This window comes from Kluyvera sp. (genome assembly GCF_047971185.1).
Taxonomy (GTDB): domain Bacteria; phylum Pseudomonadota; class Gammaproteobacteria; order Enterobacterales; family Enterobacteriaceae; genus Kluyvera.
The window spans coordinates 1-20,688 of sequence record NZ_JBKDZH010000056.1 but is presented as its reverse complement, the minus strand read 5'-3'; the positions used below and the strand labels follow the sequence as shown (position 1 = coordinate 20,688).

Here is a 20,688-nt window from a genome sequence, read left to right as displayed (position 1 = left end):
CATACTGATCCACATATGTAATGAAGACGTACCGTGACGCTTAGGTTGACTGCGTGGGTGGCGTTTCAGGGAATTAACCCATCAGTACGGAGTGTCAGTGAGAATTATTCAGGATAGTTTGCGAAAAAAGCAGTCGCTGCTGGCGTCGGCGGCGGTTACCTGCGTGCTGATTTGTATTGCCCTCTTTTTTCTCTACCAACGAGCCATATCGCAGGTGAATGAAGGCGTGAGCGCCTTGCAAAGCCAGATGGTCACCCTATTTAACGATAACGAACTGATGGCGGAAGCCACCGGCGTACGTTATCAGCAGGTCATCCGTCATGCGCTGTGCGGTGATACCGATGTTTTTCGCCCACGAGAGGATGCGTGGGGGATTAACGCGAATGCTGAAGCGTTAAATACCGATCGCGGCGCGCTGGTTACGCAAGTACCCGACAACAGCGCCCGCTGTATCTACATCGCCGCTGAGTATATCCGCGCGAAGGTGCACGCGCTGAATCCGGAACAGCATGATATTCACCGTTATATCATTGCCAGCGATGGCCGCTGGTTCTACTGGTTTAATCCGGCCGACTCGCTACCGTTTAGCTTCTCTACGTCACAGATGGCGCGTAATCCTCAGCAGTTCTTTAATGAACCCGACATGTTTTATGACCGGGTGCTGCAAAAAAGCATACGCAAGAAATCGCTCAGCTCGACCCATTTCTACACCGATAAAATCACCGGTGACAAAGCCTACAGCGTAGTGAGCTACATTTACGATCTCTCTGAAGGCGAGCCGAGCAATCATATTATTGGCTATCTGGCCTACGATCTCTCGCGCCCGGAGCTACAGCATATGCTGCGGGCGGCCTTTGATGGGCGGGTGCCGGAAGGGTTGATTCTGGGCTACCAGAGCCGACAGGACGGCGAAATGCTGTGTATCTTAGGCCATTGTCGCTGGCTGGAGGGGTCACGTTCCCATCCGGTATCGTCACGCTATGAGATAAAATTCGCCTTGCCCGTCTGGCTGTTTATCTCCCAGGACCGCCATGCGCTGGGCGTGCTGGCGCTGGTACCGGTGCTGCTTATTCTGCTGTTTTTGCTGATTCGCTATCATCTTAATCGTGCCGACCTGCGTTTCTACCGCGATCCGTTGACCGGCTGCTTCACGCGTCATATTTTTACCCTGATTCAACAGCGTTCGCTGCCGTTTATGACGGTGATTCTCTTCGACTGCAACAGGTTCAAGTCAATCAACGACAGCTATGGCCATCAGGCGGGAGACCGCGCGCTTCAGGCCATCGCCGACTGCATGCTCAATCACGTGCGCGCTAACAGCGACTGGGTTATCCGCAGCGGCGGCGACGAGTTTGTGGTGCTGCTCAGCCGCACCGACATTGCGCATGCCCATATGGTGGCGGAACGCATTGCCGCCAGTATCGCCGTCTATCCGTTTAGCCCGCAGGGGCAGTCGGTGCCGTTATCGGTATCGTGGGGCGTGGCGACCTGTGTGGAGACGCTGGATGCGGCTATTCAGCAGGCGGATGCCGAGATGTATCGAATGAAAAAACGGAAAGGGGAAAGGCGATAAGCCAGCCGCACGCCAGCTTATCTTTGGCTCACCACCAGCCGAGCTGGACGCCCGCAACGGTGACGATGGCAATGATTAGCATGATGATGGTGGTCTTTCTCATTGTGCTCCTCCCGGCAGCGCATAGCCGCCAATAAAAAACCAGCCCAGAAAGATCACGGCAATAAAAAAGATAACGATGGGGAAGGCAATACCCAATCTCATGGTGATATCCTGATTCCTGTTATAGACAGCGCGTATGATACTGTAATTAGTTTACCCGCTGGGCGCTAATTTCCGGGCGATGGCGAAATTTTTTGTCCTGATACATCGCGCTATCGGCGGAGCGCAGCGCGCTATCCGGATCCATTATTGCCGGATCAACGCTCACCGCGCCGATACTGGCACCCGGGTAGTGAATCAATACGTCACCCAGCAGATAATCGCCGACCAGCAGCTGACGCAGCGTCTCGGTAAACTGCGCGAGCTGCGCCGTTGAGCGCTCAAGGGTGGCGACCATAAACTCGTCCCCGCCCAATCGCCCAAGCTGGTCATCGGCCGAGATGCCTGATTTCAGGCGCTGGGCAACCTGCTGTAAGAACTCATCGCCCGCCTGATGGCCGTAGCTGTCGTTGATCTTCTTGAAGTGATCGAGGTCAATAAACGCCAGAATCACCGAATGGTTGAGGTGCCGGGCCAGGGAAAACAGCGTGTCGAGATTTTCAAACACCGCGCGGCGGTTTGGCAACCCGGTGAGTGCGTCGGTGTAGGAGTGATAAATCAGCGCCGCGTTGGCCTCTTGTAACTGGGCGACCAACGATTCTTTTTCGATATAGCGGGCAATGATGCTGGCAAACAGCTGCAAAACATGCTCGCTGTTAAAGCTCAGCGATTTTTGCTGCGTGCTGGTAGCGCACAGCGTGCCGTACAGCGAACCATCCGTCAGGTGAATCGGCGTGCTCAGGAAGGTGGTGATCCCCAGCGCCTTTGCCGCCTCGCAGTCGGCCCAGCGCTCCGCGACGTTATCGCTGTAAAAGCAGTTATCATCCATGGCGCGTTTGCACAGGCTGTCGCCCCATGGCACCGAGAAATTTTCGGGGATAGTCATATCGCCGCTGTTACGGGAGTAGATAATGTGCTGCAGGTCGGCCTGGGTATCAATTTTCGTCAGATAGGTCGATTCCATACTGGTGACCAACCCAAGCATCTCAAGCAGTTGACGAACAAGGCTTTCTAGCGACTGTTCCGTGGCAAGCGTTTGTGACACCCTGGCAAGAATAAGATCTGACATGAAAACGGCGGTCCCCTGGATTGGCAAATGAACTCATAGTGTATGATCCCAAAACGAAATTGGACCTACTAAATTTTATACATTATGTATCCGGAACGTAAGATCTCCGTTACCAAAAGCGGACGTATCTGGGGTATGCGCTTCTAATTGCAGGTAAAAAAAGGCCCCATCGGGGGAGATGGGGCAAAGTAACTCATTGATTATGGAATGTTCTGTTCTCTGGTCAGTTGAGAACGAGACGTACTTTACGTATCAAAAGTGTAGTTAAAATGAAGAAATTATGGAGTTTAAAGCTAAACTCCAGCGTAAAACTAAGGAGAACACATGTCATTCCGCTATCTTTTACTGTTGCCTCTGCTCCTTGCTGGCTGTGCGAAGCAGGCTGAACCTGACGCGCCAAAACCGCCGCAGGTGGGTATGGCCAATCCTGCTGCCGTCTATTGTCAGCAGCAGGGCGGTGAAAGTATTCCGCAGGTTAATGCGCAGGGGCAATACAGCCTGTGTAAGCTGCCAAACGGTGAAACCATTGAAGAGTGGGCGCTGTGGCGTCGCGATCATCCGCAGAAAAAATGACAGCGAATCGTACATCCAGTACACTTCGTGTCCAGGATTATTCTGATTAACGAGAGATGTATGTTTTCGCTGAAACCGGGCGCTACCGCGATAATCATCGGTGCCCGTACGACGGCTGGTCGAGCCAATATTGGCAAGAGCGTCGAGCTTTTTGCCCTGATTAACCCAGGCGAGCGCTGCCTGAACCCGGTCAACGGGGTGATGACCGAACTGTCCGCCGACGCGCCGCGCGCGCTATGGCTGGTGACCGGTGAAGTCAGCGCCGGCGAGGGGCAACACGGTTTTGCTTTTGTCCGCTCTGAATATTTGCTGCCGTTAACACCGGATGTGCTGCCGGCGCGTGAACGAGAAGCGTTGGTCGGATAAACGCGACGCCGTTCGACGTCGCGGGTCGGGGCTGCTACAGGTTTTTCAGCCAGTCGGCGAGCACGCGCGCATGGTTTTGCGTGGTGTTCGCGGCGGCGTAAACCAGCGTGACCCCCTGTTTTTGCGCAATGCCCGCCAGACGGCGGCCATCCTCAAGATGGTGGGATAGCTCGTCGCGATAGTGCTGGCAGAAACTGGCAAAATCGATCACTTCGCCGTGATAGGCCTTGCGCAGCTCGGCGGAGGGGGCAAGGGTTTTACACCACTCATCGTAGATGAGATCTTCCTTTTTGATGCCGCGTGGCCACAGTCTATCAACCAGAACACGGTAGCCGTCATCGGGTGCGGCGTCTTCGTATACGCGTTTACACTGGATCATATCCGTCCTCCCTTTATCCTCTTTTGACCATACCACAAACTTTGGTGAGGTTCGCTAGCCGGGTATTGCTATTGCGCGCCGACATCGCTAGTCTGAGGCTCCTTATGCCGTACGTTAACGCCAGCCCATAAGGACCGATCATGGAAAACTCCACCGTAACCCCCACTCTTCGTATTGCACTGGTTGGCGACTACAACGCCGACGTTATCGCGCATCAGGCCATTCCGCTGGCGATTGATGATGCTGCAGCGGTCATGGAACTCCCGGTTGAATACCGCTGGCTGGCGACAAAAGATGTGAAAAGTGCCGACGATCTCGCTGATTTTGACGCGATCTGGCTGGTGCCTGCCAGCCCGTACCAGCACACCGAAGGCGCGTTGACCGCGGTCCGCTACGCGCGTGAAAACAGCCTGCCGTTTCTCGGCACCTGCGGCGGCTTCCAGCATGCGATTCTGGAATACGCGCGTAATGTGATGGGCTGGGAAGATGCGGCGCATGCCGAGACCGACAGCGAAGGGCGAATGGTTATCGCACCGCTGACCTGCTCGCTGGTGGAAAAAAGCGACACCATCGAACTGCGCGCTAATACCCTGATTGCCCGGGCTTACGGGCGCGACAGCATTGAGGAAGGGTACCACTGCAACTACGGAATTGCCGCCGACTTCGCCGCCGAGCTGGAAACTCAGCCGCTGCGGGTGACCGGCTGGGATGACAATGGCGATATTCGCGCGGTGGAGCTGGTGACGCATCCGTTCTTCGTGGCGACGCTGTTCCAGCATGAGCGCAACGCGCTGGCGGGGCGTCCGGCGCCGCTGGTGCAGGCCTTCCTGTACGCTGCCGCGCAGTAAACCAGAGGCACACCGGCCTGGTGTGCCACTCCCGCTATTGACCGACGTGAATCTCTCTATCGCGCCCGGCCAGCCCGCCAAATACCGCCATTACCAGCGCAATCGCCGCGACCGCCATCAGCGACAGGTGCCAGGCGCCGGTGGCATCATGCATTTTGCCCATCAGCGGTGGCCCGCAGGCCGCCAGCAGATACCCCACGGCCTGCGCCATGCCTGAGAGCGCGGCGGCCTGGTGCGCCGAACTGGCGCGCAGCCCGATAAAGGTCAGGCCCAGAATCATGGTTGCGCCGGAACCGAAGCCGAAAATCACCGTCCACACCGCCGCCTGTGAGGGGAAGATCCAGTAACCCAGCGCGCTGACCGCACACATCAGCGCCACGACGATGGCGATCCCTCGCTGATCTTTGAGTCGATGGAGGATCAGCGGAATCGCAAAGCCGGGGGCCGCGGTCGCCAGCTGGAGCAGGCCGTGCAGCGACCCGGCCTGCGCTTCGCTATAGCCCTGACTAATCAAAATGGCGGGCAGCCAGCCAATAATCACGTAATAAACCAGGGAGTTCAGCCCGAGGAACAGCGTCACCTGCCAGGCCAGCGCCGAGCGCCAGATCCCACGGTTGTGCATCGCGCCGCTACTGGAAACGGTGGCGGTCGTCGATGCCCGCCACTGCGGTAACCACAGCAGCAGCGCCAGCAGCGGGAAGGCCATCAGCAGCAATAGCGCGCCGCGCCAGCCGAAGCCGCTCAGCGCAATCGGCACCACCAGCGCGGAGCCCAGCGCCGCCGCGGCCCCCATGGTGACGGAATAGGCTCCGGTCATTTTGGCGACCTGCCCGGAAAAATCCCGCTTAATCAGGCCCGGCAGCAGCACGTTGCCCAGCGCGATCCCGCAGCCAATAACCGCGGTACCGATAAACATCAGCGCGACGGACGGTAGGGAACGCACGGCGATCCCGGCGCAAATCAGCAGCATGGCGATAAACAGGCTGCGTTCCATGCCCAGTCGGCGGGCAATACCGGCCGCCAGCGGCGATACCAGCCCAAAGGCCAGCAGCGGCAGGGTGGTCAATAACCCGGTTTGTGCGGTGGTCAGGCCATATTCGGCGCGTATGGCGTCAAGCAGCGGTGCCGCGCCGGTAAAGGTGACGCGTAGCGTTGAAGCGATGAGTAAAATACCGACAATCAACAGCCAGCGGCGTTGTGAAGAAGCAACAGCGTCAGACATAGCGTTCTCAAACAGAAAATTGAGCAACTACGATACCCGGTTTAGCTGCCGTTGAAATCAAGCTAAAATGACAGATTATCGCTAAATTCGGACAAAATAATGCTCGGACTCGGTTTAGGCGGCTATCACCCGGACAGCCACGATGACGCCGCGGTGGCCTTTGGTATTCAGGTGGTTGAAGGGGAGCAGCATATTCCCCAGCATCAGCACCGTAAGGGGCAGCTGATTCTGGCGCTTCACGGGGCGATCACCTGCGAGGTGGAAAACGCAATGTGGATGGTGCCGCCGCAGTTTGCGGTGTGGATCCCCGGCGAAGTCCCCCACAGCAACCGCGCCACGCCACAGGCGGAGCTGTGCTTTTTGTTTATCGAGCCGGGGGCGGCGCAGATGCCCGCTCACTGTTGCACGCTGAAAATATCGCCGCTGGTGCGGGAGCTGATTTTAACGCTGGCCGAGCGGGACGAAGGCGCGCGTATGACGGCAGAAAGCCAGCGGTTGATACAGGTGCTGTTTGACGAGCTGCCGCAGCAGCCGGAGCAGCAGCTCCAGCTACCGGTCTCCGCGCATCCGAAAATTCGCGTCATGGTGGAGACGATGGAAGCTGAACCGGCGCAGTGGCAGACGCTGGCGCAGTGGGCCAGCCGCTTTGCCATGAGCGAGCGCAATCTGGCGCGACTGGTGGTCAAGGAGACCGGGCTGAACTTTCGCCGCTGGCGCCATCAGCTGCAGCTGATCCTCGCGCTACAGATGCTGGTGCGCGGCCTGAACGTTCAGCAGGTTGCGCTATCGCTGGGCTACGACTCCACCACGGCGTTTATCACCATGTTCCGCAAAGGGCTAGGGCAAACGCCGGGGCGTTATCTGGCGGCGCTGGCTACGACTTCCCAATAAGCAGCGAGACCAGGCCTGCGGCAATCAGCGGCCCCACCGGCACGCCGCGAAACAGCGCGACGCCGAGCACGGTGCCTATCAGCAGCCCTGCCACCAGATGCGGCTGGCTGCCCATCAGCGTGACGCCGCGTCCGCCAAGCCAGGAGACAAACACCCCAACGGCGATAGCGACCAGTGATTTCCAGTTGCCGAAAGAGTGAATCAGCGTACTGGCGGGCAGCGCACCGCTGGCAATGGGTGCCATAACGCTGATGGTGAGAATGATGATGCCGATACTAAGCCCCTGTTTTTCCACCCACGGGAAAAAGGTGCTCAGCGGCGTAACGCGGATGATGATCAGAACAAGAATGGAGACGGCGACGGTGGTGTTGTGGCTCACGAAGCCGAGCGCAGCCAGACCCAGAAGGATCAGCAGAGTGGTATCGAGCATAGAACGGTAATCCTTGCCAAAAAGAGAAAAAGACAGCATTTCGTAGCCACGGCGTCGCGACGCTTAACCGGGCTACGTATTTTCGTTTGTCTACTCTACGCAAGAAGCGGCGCGTAAACAGGTCTTTTTCAATCTTAGTAATGGATTTCAGGCATTTGCCTGATTATTTGGCCAATACCGTGATTAATGGGCTACCTTCGCGAATAAACAGAGGAATCGTCTCCAGCCCGGCGGCGACGGCGATCCGCTGTCCGCCCTGATAGCGCTCGCCATCAAGGCCAATCCAGGCGTTGCCGCTCGGTAACCAGACGTCACGCTGACGCTGCCCGGCGTGCATCACCGGCGCGACCAGCAGATCTTCGCCGAATAGATACTGATCCTCCGTCTGCCAGCTCTGCGGCTCGTCCGGGTAGTGCCAGAACAGCGGACGCATCAGCGGGTCACCGTGGCGGTGGGTATTGTCATACAGCGCATCAATGTAGGGACGCAGGCTTTCCCGCACCTCAAGCCAGCGCTGCATGATGGCGTAGTTTTCCTCGCCGTAGCTCCATAGCTCGTTCGGCGAGCCGCTGTCGCACTGCGGAATGCCGTGACGGTAGCTTTCCGGCGGCTGCACGCGCGGTTCACGGTAGCCATGCATACGCAGCACCGGGCAGAATACCGCCCACTGGAACCAGCGAATCAGCAGTTCGTGGAACGCCGGATCGTGAATATTGCCGCCCTGGAAACCGCCGATATCGGTGGTCCACCATGGAATGCCCGCCAGCCCCATATTCAGCCCGGCCGCCAGCTGATTGCGGAAGGCGTGGAATGAAGAGTGCACATCGCCGGACCACGCCAGCACGCCGTAGCGCTGGCTGCCCGCCCAGCTACAGCGCACCAGGTTGACGATATCGCGCTCGCCCGCCTCGCGCAGGCCGTCGTAGAAACCCTGGGCAAAATCGCGCGGGTAACGGTTGCCAACCTCCAGCACCGGGCCCGCGTGATAGCGGTAGTTGTCAAAATCATAAGCGCGGTATTCCGGCTCCGCTTCGTCCAGCCAGAACAGCTTGATGCCGAGATCGTAGTAGTTTTTCTTCACCGTCTCCCAGACGAACCGGCGCGCCTGCGGGTGGGTGGCATCGAAGAAGGTGGTGTTGCCCATAAAGTCGAGGTTGACCTGCACGCCCCGGTCGCTGGTAACCAGCCAGCCTTTGGCCTTCATCTGCGGGAACAGCGGACTGCGCGCTTCCACCGTCGGCCAGACTGAAACCATCAGCTTGATGCCCAGCGATTCCAGTTCGTCGACCATCGCCTGCGGGTCCGGCCAGTCCACCGGGTCAAAACACCAGGTCCCCTGGTTCGGCCAGTGGAAAAAGTCGATCACCATCACCGATAGCGGCAGATTGCGTCGGCGGTATTCACGGGCAACCTCCAGCACCTCCTGCTGATTGCGGTAGCGCAGCTTGCACTGCCACAGCCCACTGATAAACGCCGGGGCGGGCGGCGGCGTGCCGGTGGCGCGGGCGTACTGGCGGGTGACCTGCGCGACGCTATCCCCCGCGGTGATCCAGTAGTCCATCTCTTCGGTAACGCGCGCCGTCCACTCGGTGTGGTTTTTCGCAAGCCGCGCTTCCCCGATGGCCGGGTTGTTCCACAGCAGGCCGTAGCCGAGGCTGGACTGTAAAAAGGGCACGCTGGCCTGCGAGTTGCGCTGGGCAAGCTCCAGCGAGCAGCCTTTGAGATCCAGCCACGGCTGCTGGTACTGGCCCATACCGTACAGCCGCTCGCCGTCGCGGGATTCAAAACGTACCGTGAGCTGGTATTTGCCGCCGGGCAGCGGTTTAAATTCGCGGCCGTCCAGCTTCAGGGCGCTGACGTATTTGTCCTGGCTCTTTTCGCTGGCGCCAATCCCACCGGTTGAACGCTGACGCCACATCTCTTCCAGCAGCAGCTCGCCGCGCTGGTTATAAAACGCCAGTTGTCCTTTGAGGTTCAGCACCGCGCGAATGTTGCCGTGGGCTAAGGTCAACGTTTCCGCATCCTGCGCAATGACGGCCTGACCGCTGTCCGGTGGTAACAGCGCGTGCAGTTCATCGTTGAACGCCGGAGCGCAGGTGGCGCGCACGCGCAGGCTGTTTTCTCCCCACGGTTCAATGCGCAGGATCTGTCGTTCAAAACGCCATTCAATAGCGTTCGCGTGCTGAATTAATTCGCTCATGGTTGGCTCATCCTTTAACGAGAGATTGGGTTTTCGCGAGATTGATTTCCTGCATGGTGTGGTCGTCGAGCTTGTACCAGCGCAGGGTGATGAATGCGCCGAGCGACAGCAGGCCCGGCACCACGGTAAAGAGCGCGACGATGCAGTGCATCGCCAGCGGCGTTTGCTCCGGCGCGTTGGCGACGTAGCCGCTGAAGCCGAGCGTCCAGCCGACGATGGCCCCGCTCAGCGCCATACCCAGCTTAAGCACGGCCAGGAAGGTCGAGAAGATAATGCCGTCCATACGTTTGCCCTGACGCCATTCGCCGTAGTCGGCGACGTCGGCCATCATGACCCACATCAGGGTGGTCGTAGACTGATAAAGGGTGGAGACGATAAAGGTGAGCGGAACCAGCACCAGTACCGCTTTCGGGGCGAAGAATAGCCCGATGCTCAGCAGCCCGGCCAGCACGGAACAGTAGCCGAACATCTGTACCTTATTGGCGTTGCGGGTCAACCGTTTCGCCAGCAGGCTGCCGGCGGCCTTGCCGATAATATGTGCGGCCAGCATCCACATAAAGTAGGCAGCGTTACCGAGGTAGTAGGTGACGAAATACATCATCGCGCCCAGGCGGATAACGCCGAAACCAATGTTGGTCATCACCAGTACGGCGACGACGCGCCACTGGTCATTGCGCAGCAAATCGCGCAGTTCCGCGAGATAGTTATTGTGGGTGGCGGGGGCTTTGATGCGCTCGCGGGTGTTAGCAAAGCAGAACCAGAACATAATGACCGCGGCGCTGGCCATAATCGCCATCGCCCAGCGATAGCCCGCCAGCTTGTCCGCGCCGCCGAGATATTCGGCCAGCGGCATCATAAAGAACGTCGACATCGCGCCGCCGAGGGTGGCGAGGAAAAAGCGCCAGGACTGTAGCGAAATGCGTTCGTCGTTATCCGGAGTGATCACCGCCCCCATTGAACAGTAGGGGATGTTGATGGCGGTATACATCAGCATCATAAAGGTGTAGCTGACGCTGGCGAAAATCATCTTGCCGGACATGTCCAGCGACTGCGGTACGGCGTAAGTCAGCAGGCAGCTAACACCAAACGGCAGGGCCAGCCACAGCATCCATGGGCGGAATTTACCCCAGCGAGAACGCGTGCGGTCAGCCATATAGCCCATTGCCGGGTCGATGATGGCGTCGGCGGTGCGGGCCAGTAAGAACATGGTGCCGACAAAGGCGGCCGGTAGGCCCACCACGTCGGTATAGTAGAAGGTTAAGAAGATAATGACGTTATCCAGCCCGATGTGGCTGGCCATGTCGCCCAATCCATAGCTGATCTTTTCTTTACGGGTAACTTTTGTATTCATCATGTCACCTGGTGTCGTTAAGGTACAATTGTGGGGAAAGACGCCATATAGTGTGGATGGGTGCGGGGAGTTAACAATTGCGATATTCCGTATTACGTTTACGTAAACTGCTTTACGTGATACCGGTAACAAAAAGTACGTAACACGGGCGCAACGATTCATTCACCGGATTGATATCCGGCAAATGAAGGGGTAAGTCAGATTGAAGAGAGGGCGTCAGGACTGACGGCGGAAGGCAACCAGCTCCGGCTGGGCGATGCGCAGGTAGTCGGCGGTGTTGAGAATGACCGATTTTTCCAGGCTGCCGGCGTTAAAGGCAATTTCATCGAAGCGTTCAAACAGCAGCGGGTCGGCAATAAGACGCAGCGCGCGGTGAAAGCTAAACGGCGGGATGGCGCCAAAAACGCAGGCCGTCAGCGCATCCACTTCGGTGGGGCTGGCCAGCGAGGCCTTCAGCCCGCCAACGTGATGCGCCAGGCGCGACAGGTCGGCCTGCTGGTCGGCGGCGAGGATCGCCAGCACGTGCTGGTTGACGCCGTTGCCTTTTACCTTGCACACCAGCGCTTTCGCGCCCTGGCCCAGCGCGGTGCCGCGAATTTCCGACACGGCTTCACATTTACCTACCGCTTCATGCTCCATCACCCGGTAGCGCGCCTGCTGGCCGTCGAGCAGGGCCAGCAGCTGCTGGTGGATGTTGGGTGATACGGGCTCAATCATGTTTTTCTCCCCTAATGCTGTCAGGTGTCGTGATGGCGCTGCTTCTTTTGCTGGTACAGACGTTGGTCGGCAATTTCCATCGCGCCGTCGAGATTGTCCCCGACGCACATTTTATAGGCGCCCCACGAGAAGCTGACGCGATTATCGTCGTCGATAAGCGCCAGTTGTTCCTTGATTCGCTGTGGAATTAACTGCGCGTCCTTCTCGTCGTAGTCCACCAGAATAATGCAGAACTCGTCGCCGCCAAGACGCACGGCATAGTCGCTTTTGCGTACCGTCGCGGAGATGGCCTGCGCCAGCATGATAATCGCCCGGTCGCCTTCGTTGTGTCCCCAGGTGTCATTAATATGCTTCAGTTTGTCGAGATCCAGCGCGATGATCACGATGCTCGCGCCCTGTTCGGTCAGCCGCTGAAGGCGCATGCTTTGCACCGGTGAGAGGATTTTACGGTTATACAATCCGGTGAGCGAATCGCTGATGTTCTCTTTGCTGACCATCCGATAAAGGCGGAAATGGGTGCGTACAAGGTGCAGCAGTACTGCTGTCGTAAGCAGGTAGAAGAGGAACAGTTTCCAGGAGCTGAGCAGGAAATACATCACGTCCAGCGACAGCACCACGTGCATGTTTTCCGCCAGCGGGCGCGAGTAGTTGACGTAGCTCAGCAAATGCGCCGCGCTGCGATGAACCTCGATGTTGGCGTTGTTGTCGGAATCGGTAAACGAAATATCGAGGTAACGCCAGACCAGCGGGCGATCGCGGGTGTAGAAAATTTCTCGCATATCCTGATGCGACAGGTCGACCATGACAATACCTTTCAACTGCTCCTGGCGATAAACCGGCGTCAGAAAAGTTAAGATATTCTTACGAGTGAAGGTGTCGACATAAATACTGGAGACCACCGTACGACCAAGAAATAAATTCTCCAGACTGGCTGATGAAATTCCCAGACGTGCGCCATAAAGAAAATTCCAGCTGGTTAAAGTTGGGTCTTTAATTACGACTGGTGAATTAAAATAAATATATTGATTCACCAAATCAATGTAATAGCGAAAACGCTTTTCCGGTCTGAGATCGTCAGGCAGTAGGGGATTCCAGACAATATCGTTGCTAATTGCGCTATCAAACGCCTCAAGCATAGGGAGGTCCTGGACCCACTGTGAGCAGGGCGTTTTGCCCGCAGTTAATGAACCCTTGAGCGGTGAGTAGCTGTGGCCGTCAATGTTCAGACCGACAACATTGCCCAGGCGCTGCACGCTGTCACAAGCTCTCGTGGCCGCATCAACGGTAGGGGCTTCATCCATCTTTCGCGAGAGTTGCGATATAATCAGCTGGTTCTGATATTTATCATAGAGAAAGGCCGATTCTCCTTTGTCTATGATATATCGCATATAATCCGTCATATCCCGATGACTTGAGATTAACTCATAGATCAGAAATGAGGATGTCAGTATTACCACGCCGGATGAAATCACGAAGCGGAGTATTTTGTTTTGCAGTTTCATGGCGAAATTATAAGTTCTTCCGTGTAATGTGAAATTTTACCATGTGCGGGGCGCTATCACTAGCAAAGCATTAGCCACGAAAATGTATTACGAATATCGGGGGAGGGCTTTCTGTGACGAGGCCGCTGATTTATCTCCTTTTATCCCTGTACCTCTCTGCGCCAGAGGGCCCAAAAGTATCCTGATGTTATTTTGTGGGGTAGGCAATCAGCCAGAAACATATGTTAACTGGCTGATTGATATTGATTAATCCTTGACTGTACTACCCTGTTTATGGAACAGCTCGCGGAACACCGGGTAAATATCCTCCTGATCGCGGATATGCTGAATGGCAAAGTTATCAAACGTCTGCTGCAGATGCTCGTACTCACGCCACAGGGTTTGATGCGCCCGCCGGGTAATTTCGATATAGCTGTAGTAGCGCACCACAGGCAGAATTTTCTTCGCCAGTATTTCGTGGCACAGCGGCGAATCGTCCGCCCAGTTATCGCCATCCGAGGCCTGCGCCGCATAGATGTTCCACTGCGCCGGGTCGTAACGGGCTTTCACCACCTCATCCATCAGCTTCAGGGCGCTGGAGACGATCGTGCCGCCGGTCTCCTGTGAATAGAAGAATTCGTGCTCGTCGACCTCTTTTGCCTGCGTATGATGGCGGATATAAACGACTTCGACGTTTTTATAAGTCCGGCTCAGGAACAGATAGAGCAGGATATAAAAGCGTTTTGCCATATCCTTGGTGGACTGGTCCATTGAACCGGAGACGTCCATCAGGCAGAACATCACCGCCTGGCTGGAAGGCTCCGGCCGCTTCTCGTAGTTTTTGTAGCGCAGGTCAAAGGTGTCGATAAACGGCACGCGGTCGATCTTCGCGCGCAGATCGGCGATCTCTTTGCGTAACCGCTCCTCTTCCAGCAGCTGCGCCGGTTCGCTTTTGGCCACTTCATCCAGCGTGGCTTCCAGCGCGTGCAGCTCGCGGCGCTTGCCTGCCGTCATGGCGGTACGGCGGGCGAGGGAGTTTTGCAGCGATCGCACGACGCTGATGTTGGCGGGCACGCCGTTAGAGGTGAAGCCCGCGCGATGGGTTTTAAACTCGGTCAGCTGGCGCTGCTGGTTACGCTTCAGGTTGGGCAACGCCAGATCCTCAAACAGCAGGTCCAGATACTCGTCTTTGGAAATCTGAAATACAAATTCGTCCTGACCTTCGCCGTCGGCGCTGGCCTGGCCCTGACCGCTACCGCCGCCACCTCCGCCTCCCTGGGGGCGCTCGATACGATCGTTTTGCACAAAGTGGTCGTTACCGGGATGAACCCGGTGCCGTAATCCGCCGCGTCCCTGATGGAACATCGGCTCGCTAATATCATCCGTCGGAATAGAGACAGATTCGCCGCTGTCGATATCGGTCACCGAACGTTTGTTGATGGCCTCGGAGATCGACTGTTTTATTTGCGCTTTATAACGGCGCAAGAAGCGCTGGCGGTTAACCGCGCTCTTGTTTTTGCCGTTCAGACGCCGGTCAATGAACCAGGTCATAAATCCCCCCGTACTGCATGTGCCAACTTGCAGCGCCTGTAAGTGCCGGAAACGCCGGCCTACGGGACATTGTTGTAGGCCCGGTAAGCGCACGCGCCACCGGGCAGACTGTTAAGACGACTTACGCACGCGCAGGTACCACTCGCACAGCAGGCGAACCTGCTTGCGGGTGTAGCCTTTTTCCATCATCCGGTCGACAAAATCGTCGTGCTTCTTCTGCTCGTCGGTTGAGGTCTTCGCGTTGAACGAAATGACCGGCAGCAGCTCTTCGGTATTGGAGAACATTTTCTTCTCAATGACCGTGCGCAGCTTCTCATAGCTCGTCCAGTTCGGATTGCGGCCGTTGTTGTTGGCGCGGGCGCGCAGCACAAAGTTGACGATCTCGTTACGGAAGTCTTTCGGGTTGCTGATCCCGGCAGGCTTCTCAATTTTCTCCAGCTCGGCGTTCAGCGATTCACGGTCGAACAGCTGGCCGGTATCCGGGTCGCGGTATTCCTGATCCTGAATCCAGAAATCCGCGTAGGTGACATAACGGTCGAAAATGTTTTGTCCGTATTCGGAATAGGATTCGAGGTACGCCGTCTGGATCTCTTTGCCGATAAACTCGGCGTATTTCGGGATCAGATAGCCTTTCAGGAACTCCAGATAGCGCTCTGACTGCTCCTGCGGGAACTGTTCGCGCTCAATCTGCTGCTCCAGCACGTAGAACAGATGCACCGGGTTGGCCGCCACTTCGGCGTGGTCGAAGTTAAACACCCGCGAGAGGATTTTAAAGGCGAAGCGGGTCGATAGACCGTTCATCCCTTCGTCCACGCCCGCGTAGTCGCGATACTCCTGGTACGATTTCGCTTTCGGGTCGGTATCTTTCAGGCTCTCGCCGTCGTAGACGCGCATTTTCGAGTAGATGCTGGAGTTTTCCGGCTCTTTGAGACGCGAAAGAATCGAGAAGCGCGACAGCGTTTCCAGGGTGCCCGGCGCGCACGGCGCATGGGTCAGCTCACTGTGGTTAAGCAGCTTCTCGTAAATTTTGATCTCTTCGGAGATCCGCAGGCAGTAAGGCACCTTGACGATGTATACACGGTCGAGGAACGCCTCGTTGTTTTTATTGTTACGGAAGGTGACCCACTCAGATTCGTTCGAGTGGGCGAGAATAATGCCGTTAAACGGCAGGGCGGAAATCCCTTCGGTACCGTTGTAGTTACCTTCCTGGGTCGCGGTCAGCAGCGGATGCAGCACCTTAATGGGCGCTTTAAACATCTCGACGAATTCCATGATCCCCTGGTTGGCGCGGCACAATGCGCCGGAGTAGCCGTAGGCATCCGGATCGTTCTGCGCGTAGTGTTCCAGTTTACGAATATCGACCTTACCGACCAGCGCGGAGATATCCTGGTTGTTCTCATCGCCCGGCTCGGTTTTGGCAATTGCGATCTGTTCGAGAATCGACGGCCACACTTTCACCACGCGAAATTTGGTGATGTCGCCGCCAAACTCGTGCAGGCGTTTTGCCGCCCACGGCGACATGATGGTGCCGAGGTAGCGGGTAGGCACGCCGTACTCTTTTTCCAGAATCTGCGCGTCTTCCTGCGGGTTAAACAGGCACAACGGATGGTCGTTAACCGGGCTGCGTTCGCCGTTGGCGCTCAGCACGTAAATCGGCACCCGCTGCATCAGGGATTTCAGGCGTTCAGCCAGCGACGATTTACCGCCGCCAACCGGCCCCAGTAAGTAGAGGATCTGTTTTTTCTCTTCCAGTCCCTGGGCGGCGTGTTTCAGATAGGAAACTATCTGCTCAATGGCTTCTTCCATGCCGTAAAACTCTTCGAACGCCGGGTAGCGCCCGATGACTCGGTTCGAAAAGAGACGGGAAAGCCGCGGTTCCTGGGCGGTATCAACCATTATCGGCTCGCCAATAGCCGTTAATAGCCGTTCTGCCGCGTTAGCATAGGCACTGCGATCCTGCTTACATACAGCAAGAAACTCCTGCAGTGTGAACTCTTCGTCCTTGGCAGCTTCATAGCGCTGGCGATAGTGATCGAATATATTCATGGCATGCCGTCCTTTCGTTTTTTTTAGCACAGGTTAAGAGCCGTTGGTATGAATAATGGGGGCTCCCGGAAGAGGTAAGCCGAACGACGCTCAACCTTGATCCAGCAACCCGTGTGCCAGGTTGGCGGACAATGAGCCGTGACGTTTTGCAGCAATTACGTCTTCTAAAAATAAGCGTAGATGGCATTTGCAAAACTTGCATGGCGATAAAATCGATTTTCAATGACATATCAATAACTCATCAAAAAATACGGGCATTAAATCTTTTCATCTTTTTTGTGCTTTCATATAACTGTCACGCATTTGCAAGTGTGTTGACATTGTTGGCAGAGATAATGGCAAGTCATAATGTGTAATTACAGGTAAAAAATTTGTCGTAGGGCGGTGTGAAAGGTAAACTTCCGCAGCTGATACGTTGAATAAAAAGGAATTACAGATTGTGAATCGAATCAAACTTCTTGCATTAGGGGTCCTGATTGCCACTTCGGCTACTGCGGTACAGGCTGAAAGTAAGTTCACGCTGGGCGCAGGCGTGGGGATCGTCGAACATCCTTACAAGCAGTACGACCATGATGTGTATCCCGTTCCAGTTATCAATTATGAAGGGGACAACTTCTGGTTCCGTGGCTTAGGTGGCGGTTACTACCTGTGGAATGATGGCACCGACCAGCTTTCCCTGACGGCCTACTGGTCGCCGATGTACTTCAAGCCAGGCGACAGCGACAACAGCCAGCTGCGTAAACTGGACCGTCGTCAGTCCACGATGATGGCCGGCGTGTCCTGGTTCCACCACACCCAATATGGTTCACTGCGTACGACGCTGGCCGGCGACACGCTGGATAAAAGCAACGGTCTGGTCTGGGATCTGGGCTGGGTTTACCGTTACACCAACGGCGCTTTGACCCTGACGCCAGGCATCGGCGTGGAGTGGAACAGTGAAAACCAGAACGACTACTACTATGGCGTATCCCGTCGTGAGTCGGCGCGTAGCGGCCTGCGCAGCTATAGCCCGGACAGCAGCTGGAATCCGTATCTGGAGCTGAGCGCTAACTATCGCTTCGCCGGTAGCTGGAGCGTATACGGTACCGCGCGTTACACCCGCCTGTCCGACGAAATTACCGACAGCCCGATGGTTGATAAGAGCTGGACCGGCCTGCTGTCTACCGGTATCACCTACACCTTCTAATCATGTCGCGTGATGATGTGCAAAAGCTCGCCGCCCGGCGGGCTTTTTTTATGCACTAAAACAGGGCGTAGTTGGGCGAATGCACGATGATGGTGCGCACAATTTGGGCAACACAACAGCGGACCGCAGAACGGTTATCCTTTACGGTAGAACCAGTGAACAGGAGGGACCTATGACGGACAGCAGCATTCATTTTTGCGGCCAATCGCTGCCGGCGATCGGTCAGGGAACCTGGTACATGGGTGAAAACCGCGCTCGCCGCCGGCAGGAAGTGGCGGCGCTGCGTGCCGGGATCGATTCAGGGCTGACGCTCATTGATACCGCCGAGATGTATGCGGAAGGCGGCGCGGAGCAGGTGGTCGGTGAGGCGATTCGTGGCCAGCGCGATAAGGTATTCCTGGTATCCAAAGTGTATCCGTGGAACGCGGGCGGACGGCAAATGGCCAACGCCTGTGAAGGCAGCCTGCGTCGACTGGAGACTGAGGTAATCGATCTCTACCTGCTGCACTGGCGCGGCGATTTTACGCTGGCGGAAACGGTAGAAGCGATGCAGGCGCTGGTGGCACAGGGGAAAATTCGCCGCTGGGGCGTTTCCAACCTCGATATTGAGGATATGCATGAACTGTGGCAGACAGACGGTGGTCGCGACTGTGCCGCCAACCAGGTGCTTTATCATCTGGCCTCCCGTGGCATTGAGCATTCACTGCTGCCCTGGTGTCAATCGCAGGCGATTCCGGTCATGGCCTACTGCCCGCTGGCACAGGCCGGACGTTTACGCAGCGGGCTGCTGGCGCACCCGCAGGTTCAGGCGGTGGCGAACGCCCACGGCGTGACGCCTGCACAGGTGCTGCTGGCGTGGGTCATCCAGCATCAGGGAGTGATGGCGATACCAAAGGCGGCGACGATAGCCCACGTCGAAGAAAACGCGGCAGCTTTGCAGCTGAGGCTGACGGCAGACGATCTGGCGAGTCTGGAGAGAGCGTTTCCGGCTCCCGGAAGAAAAGTCGCGCTGGATGTGGTGTAGGAGGGGAGAAACCCGGCGTCACAACGCGCCGCCGGGTGAGGGAAAGCTTAGCGTTTCGCGACTTTAATGGTCTGCGACAGACGCGCCGGTTTTTCTTCCGTTGCTTTCTGGGTTGCGCTGGCGCAGGCGGTTTCGACGCAGACGAAGGTCTTGTAGCCGTCATCCGGCATGTCGGTCATGCTGACGGACAGCGCCGGGCCTGGGTTCCAGCCCACTACGTTGACGTGATGGTGGTGGATGACGTCGATCGCGCGCTGTAGCGAGGCATCGTGGATCACGCTGCAGGCTTCCGGATTCAGATAAACGCGGTCGGTACGATCCGGGAAGGTCTGTACGCCGTCGCTCAGCTCGCCGATTTCTGCATTCTGCACTTTATCGATGTAACGATCGCCGAGCCCGCTGACTTTGACCGCGTGGATATCACCGACGTTGAAGTAGGTGTGCAGCGCGGTCGTCGTTTCAAATTCACCGTGCGCTTCCAGCTCCATTTCGCAGGTGTTACCCAGCTTGAAGCGGGCCAGCAGGCTGAACTCGTGCGGCCAGTACTGACGGGTGGCATCGCTGCTTTTCAGCTCAAAGGTCAGCACCACGCCGTTATCGTCTTCATTGTGCGCCTTCAGCTCCCACGGCAGGTTACGTGCAAAGCCGTGGGCCGGGAAGCCCTGCTGCGCCGCTGGGCCAAACCATGGCCAGCAGATCGGCACGCCGCCGCGAATGGCGACGCCGTCTTTGAACGGGGTGTTATCGCTTAGCCACAGCACTTCTTTTTCGCCTTCCGGTTTCCACGAGAGCAGGTGAGCGCCCTGGAAGGCGACGGAGGCTTTAACTTTCGGGTGGTCGACGACGATAACGTCCAGTTCATCCAGCTGGCGGCGGGAGAGGACAGGGGTAAGCTGTTCGATAACCGGGAGAGCGAAAATTGTCTTAATCATGATGCAATCCTTGGTGTTGAAAACTTTTAGCCATAAAAAAAGGCGACCGAGGTCGCCTTTTTGGATCAGTTTCTCATCTCAACTTATTTGGAGATGTGAGCGATCAGGTCCAGAACTTTGTTGGAGTAACCAGTTTCGTTGTCATACCAGGAAACCAGTTTCACGAAGTTGTCGTTCAGAGCGATACCCGCTTTAGCATCGAATACGGAAGTGCAAACTTCACCGTTGAAATCGGTAGATACAACGTCGTCTTCGGTGTAACCCAGAACGCCTTTCATTGCGCCTTCGGAAGCAGCTTTGATTGCTTTCTTAATTTCTTCGTAAGAAGCAGCTTTTTCCAGACGAACGGTCAGGTCAACTACGGATACGTTCGGGGTAGGAACGCGGAACGCCATACCGGTCAGTTTGCCATTCAGTTCTGGCAGTACTTTACCTACCGCTTTAGCAGCACCGGTAGAGGACGGGATGATGTTCTGGGATGCGCCGCGGCCGCCGCGCCAGTCTTTGTGAGACGGGCCATCAACGGTTTTCTGAGTTGCGGTGGTCGCGTGAACAGTGGTCATCAGACCTTCGATGATGCCGAAGTTGTCGTTGATAACTTTTGCCAGCGGAGCCAGGCAGTTGGTGGTGCAGGATGCGTTAGAAACG

General features: G+C 56.6%; 19 protein-coding genes and 1 pseudogene. 7 read left to right on the top strand and 13 right to left on the bottom strand.

The genetic code is table 11. From position 1 onward, the window contains the following. Positions 1–97: 97 nt before the first annotated feature. Positions 98–1,573, top strand: coding sequence for a GGDEF domain-containing protein (locus ACK5JN_RS16045; protein WP_416871083.1), 1,476 nt, complete (start codon positions 98–100; stop codon positions 1,571–1,573). A gap of 99 nt (positions 1,574–1,672) precedes the next feature. Here ACK5JN_RS16045 and ACK5JN_RS16040 read toward each other — a convergent pair whose 3' ends face one another. Continuing rightward, positions 1,673–1,777, bottom strand: a complete 105-nt coding sequence (locus ACK5JN_RS16040; RefSeq protein WP_100249921.1) for a YoaK family small membrane protein — start codon at positions 1,775–1,777, stop codon at positions 1,673–1,675. 46 nt (positions 1,778–1,823) lie between these two features. Then, positions 1,824–2,843, bottom strand: a complete 1,020-nt coding sequence (locus ACK5JN_RS16035; RefSeq protein WP_416871082.1) for a sensor domain-containing diguanylate cyclase — start codon at positions 2,841–2,843, stop codon at positions 1,824–1,826. A gap of 324 nt (positions 2,844–3,167) precedes the next feature. Between ACK5JN_RS16035 and ACK5JN_RS16030 the strand changes: the two genes are divergently transcribed. After that, positions 3,168–3,416, top strand: coding sequence for a DUF333 domain-containing protein (locus ACK5JN_RS16030; RefSeq protein WP_416871081.1), 249 nt, complete (start codon positions 3,168–3,170; stop codon positions 3,414–3,416). Between the two features lie 60 nt (positions 3,417–3,476). Beyond that, entirely contained in the window at positions 3,477–3,782 is a 306-nt protein-coding gene (locus tag ACK5JN_RS16025; RefSeq protein ID WP_416871080.1) for a hypothetical protein, read from the top strand. A 34-nt stretch (positions 3,783–3,816) separates the two neighbouring features. Here the strand turns inward: ACK5JN_RS16025 and ACK5JN_RS16020 are convergent, their stop codons facing one another. Beyond that, complete coding sequence (locus tag ACK5JN_RS16020; protein WP_416871079.1) at positions 3,817–4,161, bottom strand: DUF488 domain-containing protein; 345 nt, start codon at positions 4,159–4,161, stop codon at positions 3,817–3,819. A gap of 140 nt (positions 4,162–4,301) precedes the next feature. Between ACK5JN_RS16020 and ACK5JN_RS16015 the strand changes: the two genes are divergently transcribed. Then, positions 4,302–5,009 carry a CTP synthase gene (locus ACK5JN_RS16015; protein ID WP_416871078.1) on the top strand — a complete coding sequence of 236 codons (708 nt, stop codon included), beginning with the start codon at positions 4,302–4,304 and terminating at the stop codon, positions 5,007–5,009. Between the two features lie 34 nt (positions 5,010–5,043). Here the strand turns inward: ACK5JN_RS16015 and ACK5JN_RS16010 are convergent, their stop codons facing one another. Continuing rightward, a complete protein-coding gene (locus ACK5JN_RS16010) occupies positions 5,044–6,231 on the bottom strand; it encodes a CynX/NimT family MFS transporter (protein ID WP_416871077.1) in 1,188 nt (395 codons plus the stop codon). Positions 6,232–6,327: 96 nt separating this feature from the next. On the opposite strand from ACK5JN_RS16010, the gene ACK5JN_RS16005 reads away from it, so the two are divergent. Then, on the top strand, positions 6,328–7,122 hold the full coding sequence (locus ACK5JN_RS16005) for an AraC family transcriptional regulator (RefSeq protein WP_416871130.1): 795 nt from the start codon (positions 6,328–6,330) through the stop codon (positions 7,120–7,122). Here the strand turns inward: ACK5JN_RS16005 and ACK5JN_RS16000 are convergent. From ACK5JN_RS16000 to yeaG, 7 genes are all read right to left on the bottom strand, one after another. Next, positions 7,106–7,552: a DUF441 domain-containing protein gene (locus tag ACK5JN_RS16000; protein WP_416871076.1), complete on the bottom strand. Its 447-nt coding sequence runs from the start codon at positions 7,550–7,552 to the stop codon at positions 7,106–7,108. The genes ACK5JN_RS16005 and ACK5JN_RS16000 overlap by 17 nt on opposite strands. 163 nt (positions 7,553–7,715) lie before the next feature. Then, the gene (locus ACK5JN_RS15995) at positions 7,716–9,752 is read right to left on the bottom strand and encodes a TIM-barrel domain-containing protein (protein WP_416871075.1); all 2,037 of its coding nucleotides are present in this window, start codon (positions 9,750–9,752) and stop codon (positions 7,716–7,718) included. 7 nt (positions 9,753–9,759) lie between these two features. Next, positions 9,760–11,103, bottom strand: a complete 1,344-nt coding sequence (locus ACK5JN_RS15990; RefSeq protein ID WP_416871129.1) for a glycoside-pentoside-hexuronide (GPH):cation symporter — start codon at positions 11,101–11,103, stop codon at positions 9,760–9,762. 216 nt (positions 11,104–11,319) lie between these two features. Next, entirely contained in the window at positions 11,320–11,820 is a 501-nt protein-coding gene (locus ACK5JN_RS15985) for a YbaK/prolyl-tRNA synthetase associated domain-containing protein (RefSeq protein WP_416871074.1), read from the bottom strand. A gap of 20 nt (positions 11,821–11,840) precedes the next feature. Then, on the bottom strand, positions 11,841–13,322 hold the full coding sequence (dgcJ, locus tag ACK5JN_RS15980) for a diguanylate cyclase DgcJ (protein ID WP_416871073.1): 1,482 nt from the start codon (positions 13,320–13,322) through the stop codon (positions 11,841–11,843). 246 nt (positions 13,323–13,568) lie between these two features. Continuing rightward, the gene (locus tag ACK5JN_RS15975; protein ID WP_167576146.1) at positions 13,569–14,852 is read right to left on the bottom strand and encodes a YeaH/YhbH family protein; all 1,284 of its coding nucleotides are present in this window, start codon (positions 14,850–14,852) and stop codon (positions 13,569–13,571) included. Between the two features lie 111 nt (positions 14,853–14,963). Then, on the bottom strand, positions 14,964–16,898 hold the full coding sequence (gene yeaG, locus ACK5JN_RS15970) for a protein kinase YeaG (RefSeq protein WP_163445726.1): 1,935 nt from the start codon (positions 16,896–16,898) through the stop codon (positions 14,964–14,966). A 439-nt stretch (positions 16,899–17,337) separates the two neighbouring features. On the opposite strand from yeaG, the gene ACK5JN_RS15965 reads away from it, so the two are divergent. Both ACK5JN_RS15965 and ACK5JN_RS15960 read left to right on the top strand, forming a co-directional pair. Beyond that, complete coding sequence (locus tag ACK5JN_RS15965) at positions 17,338–18,084, top strand: MipA/OmpV family protein (protein WP_416871072.1); 747 nt, start codon at positions 17,338–17,340, stop codon at positions 18,082–18,084. 172 nt (positions 18,085–18,256) lie between these two features. Beyond that, positions 18,257–19,108 (top strand): aldo/keto reductase, encoded by an 852-nt coding sequence (locus ACK5JN_RS15960; protein WP_416871071.1) that lies wholly within the window; start codon positions 18,257–18,259, stop codon positions 19,106–19,108. Between the two features lie 47 nt (positions 19,109–19,155). Here ACK5JN_RS15960 and ACK5JN_RS15955 read toward each other — a convergent pair whose 3' ends face one another. Together ACK5JN_RS15955 and ACK5JN_RS15950 are read right to left on the bottom strand one after the other, a co-directional pair. Next, positions 19,156–20,040 (bottom strand): D-hexose-6-phosphate mutarotase, encoded by an 885-nt coding sequence (locus ACK5JN_RS15955; protein WP_416871070.1) that lies wholly within the window; start codon positions 20,038–20,040, stop codon positions 19,156–19,158. An 83-nt stretch (positions 20,041–20,123) separates the two neighbouring features. After that, a pseudogene (locus ACK5JN_RS15950) lies at positions 20,124–20,688 on the bottom strand (type I glyceraldehyde-3-phosphate dehydrogenase); the annotation flags it as partial.

What these genes read in the sequence shown, in the direction of transcription:
- ACK5JN_RS16040 (WP_100249921.1), bottom strand. Translation starts at nt 1,777, where the DNA reads ATGAGATTGGGTATTGCCTTCCCCATCGTTATCTTTTTTATTGCCGTG.
- ACK5JN_RS16035 (WP_416871082.1), bottom strand. Translation starts at nt 2,843, where the DNA reads ATGTCAGATCTTATTCTTGCCAGGGTGTCACAAACGCTTGCCACGGAA.
- ACK5JN_RS16030 (WP_416871081.1), top strand. Translation starts at nt 3,168, where the DNA reads ATGTCATTCCGCTATCTTTTACTGTTGCCTCTGCTCCTTGCTGGCTGT.
- ACK5JN_RS16025 (WP_416871080.1), top strand. Translation starts at nt 3,477, where the DNA reads ATGTTTTCGCTGAAACCGGGCGCTACCGCGATAATCATCGGTGCCCGT.
- ACK5JN_RS16020 (WP_416871079.1), bottom strand. Translation starts at nt 4,161, where the DNA reads ATGATCCAGTGTAAACGCGTATACGAAGACGCCGCACCCGATGACGGC.
- ACK5JN_RS16015 (WP_416871078.1), top strand. Translation starts at nt 4,302, where the DNA reads ATGGAAAACTCCACCGTAACCCCCACTCTTCGTATTGCACTGGTTGGC.
- ACK5JN_RS16010 (WP_416871077.1), bottom strand. Translation starts at nt 6,231, where the DNA reads ATGTCTGACGCTGTTGCTTCTTCACAACGCCGCTGGCTGTTGATTGTC.
- ACK5JN_RS16000 (WP_416871076.1), bottom strand. Translation starts at nt 7,552, where the DNA reads ATGCTCGATACCACTCTGCTGATCCTTCTGGGTCTGGCTGCGCTCGGC.
- ACK5JN_RS15995 (WP_416871075.1), bottom strand. Translation starts at nt 9,752, where the DNA reads ATGAGCGAATTAATTCAGCACGCGAACGCTATTGAATGGCGTTTTGAA.
- ACK5JN_RS15990 (WP_416871129.1), bottom strand. Translation starts at nt 11,103, where the DNA reads ATGAATACAAAAGTTACCCGTAAAGAAAAGATCAGCTATGGATTGGGC.
- ACK5JN_RS15985 (WP_416871074.1), bottom strand. Translation starts at nt 11,820, where the DNA reads ATGATTGAGCCCGTATCACCCAACATCCACCAGCAGCTGCTGGCCCTG.
- dgcJ (WP_416871073.1), bottom strand. Translation starts at nt 13,322, where the DNA reads ATGAAACTGCAAAACAAAATACTCCGCTTCGTGATTTCATCCGGCGTG.
- ACK5JN_RS15975 (WP_167576146.1), bottom strand. Translation starts at nt 14,852, where the DNA reads ATGACCTGGTTCATTGACCGGCGTCTGAACGGCAAAAACAAGAGCGCG.
- yeaG (WP_163445726.1), bottom strand. Translation starts at nt 16,898, where the DNA reads ATGAATATATTCGATCACTATCGCCAGCGCTATGAAGCTGCCAAGGAC.
- ACK5JN_RS15960 (WP_416871071.1), top strand. Translation starts at nt 18,257, where the DNA reads ATGACGGACAGCAGCATTCATTTTTGCGGCCAATCGCTGCCGGCGATC.
- ACK5JN_RS15955 (WP_416871070.1), bottom strand. Translation starts at nt 20,040, where the DNA reads ATGATTAAGACAATTTTCGCTCTCCCGGTTATCGAACAGCTTACCCCT.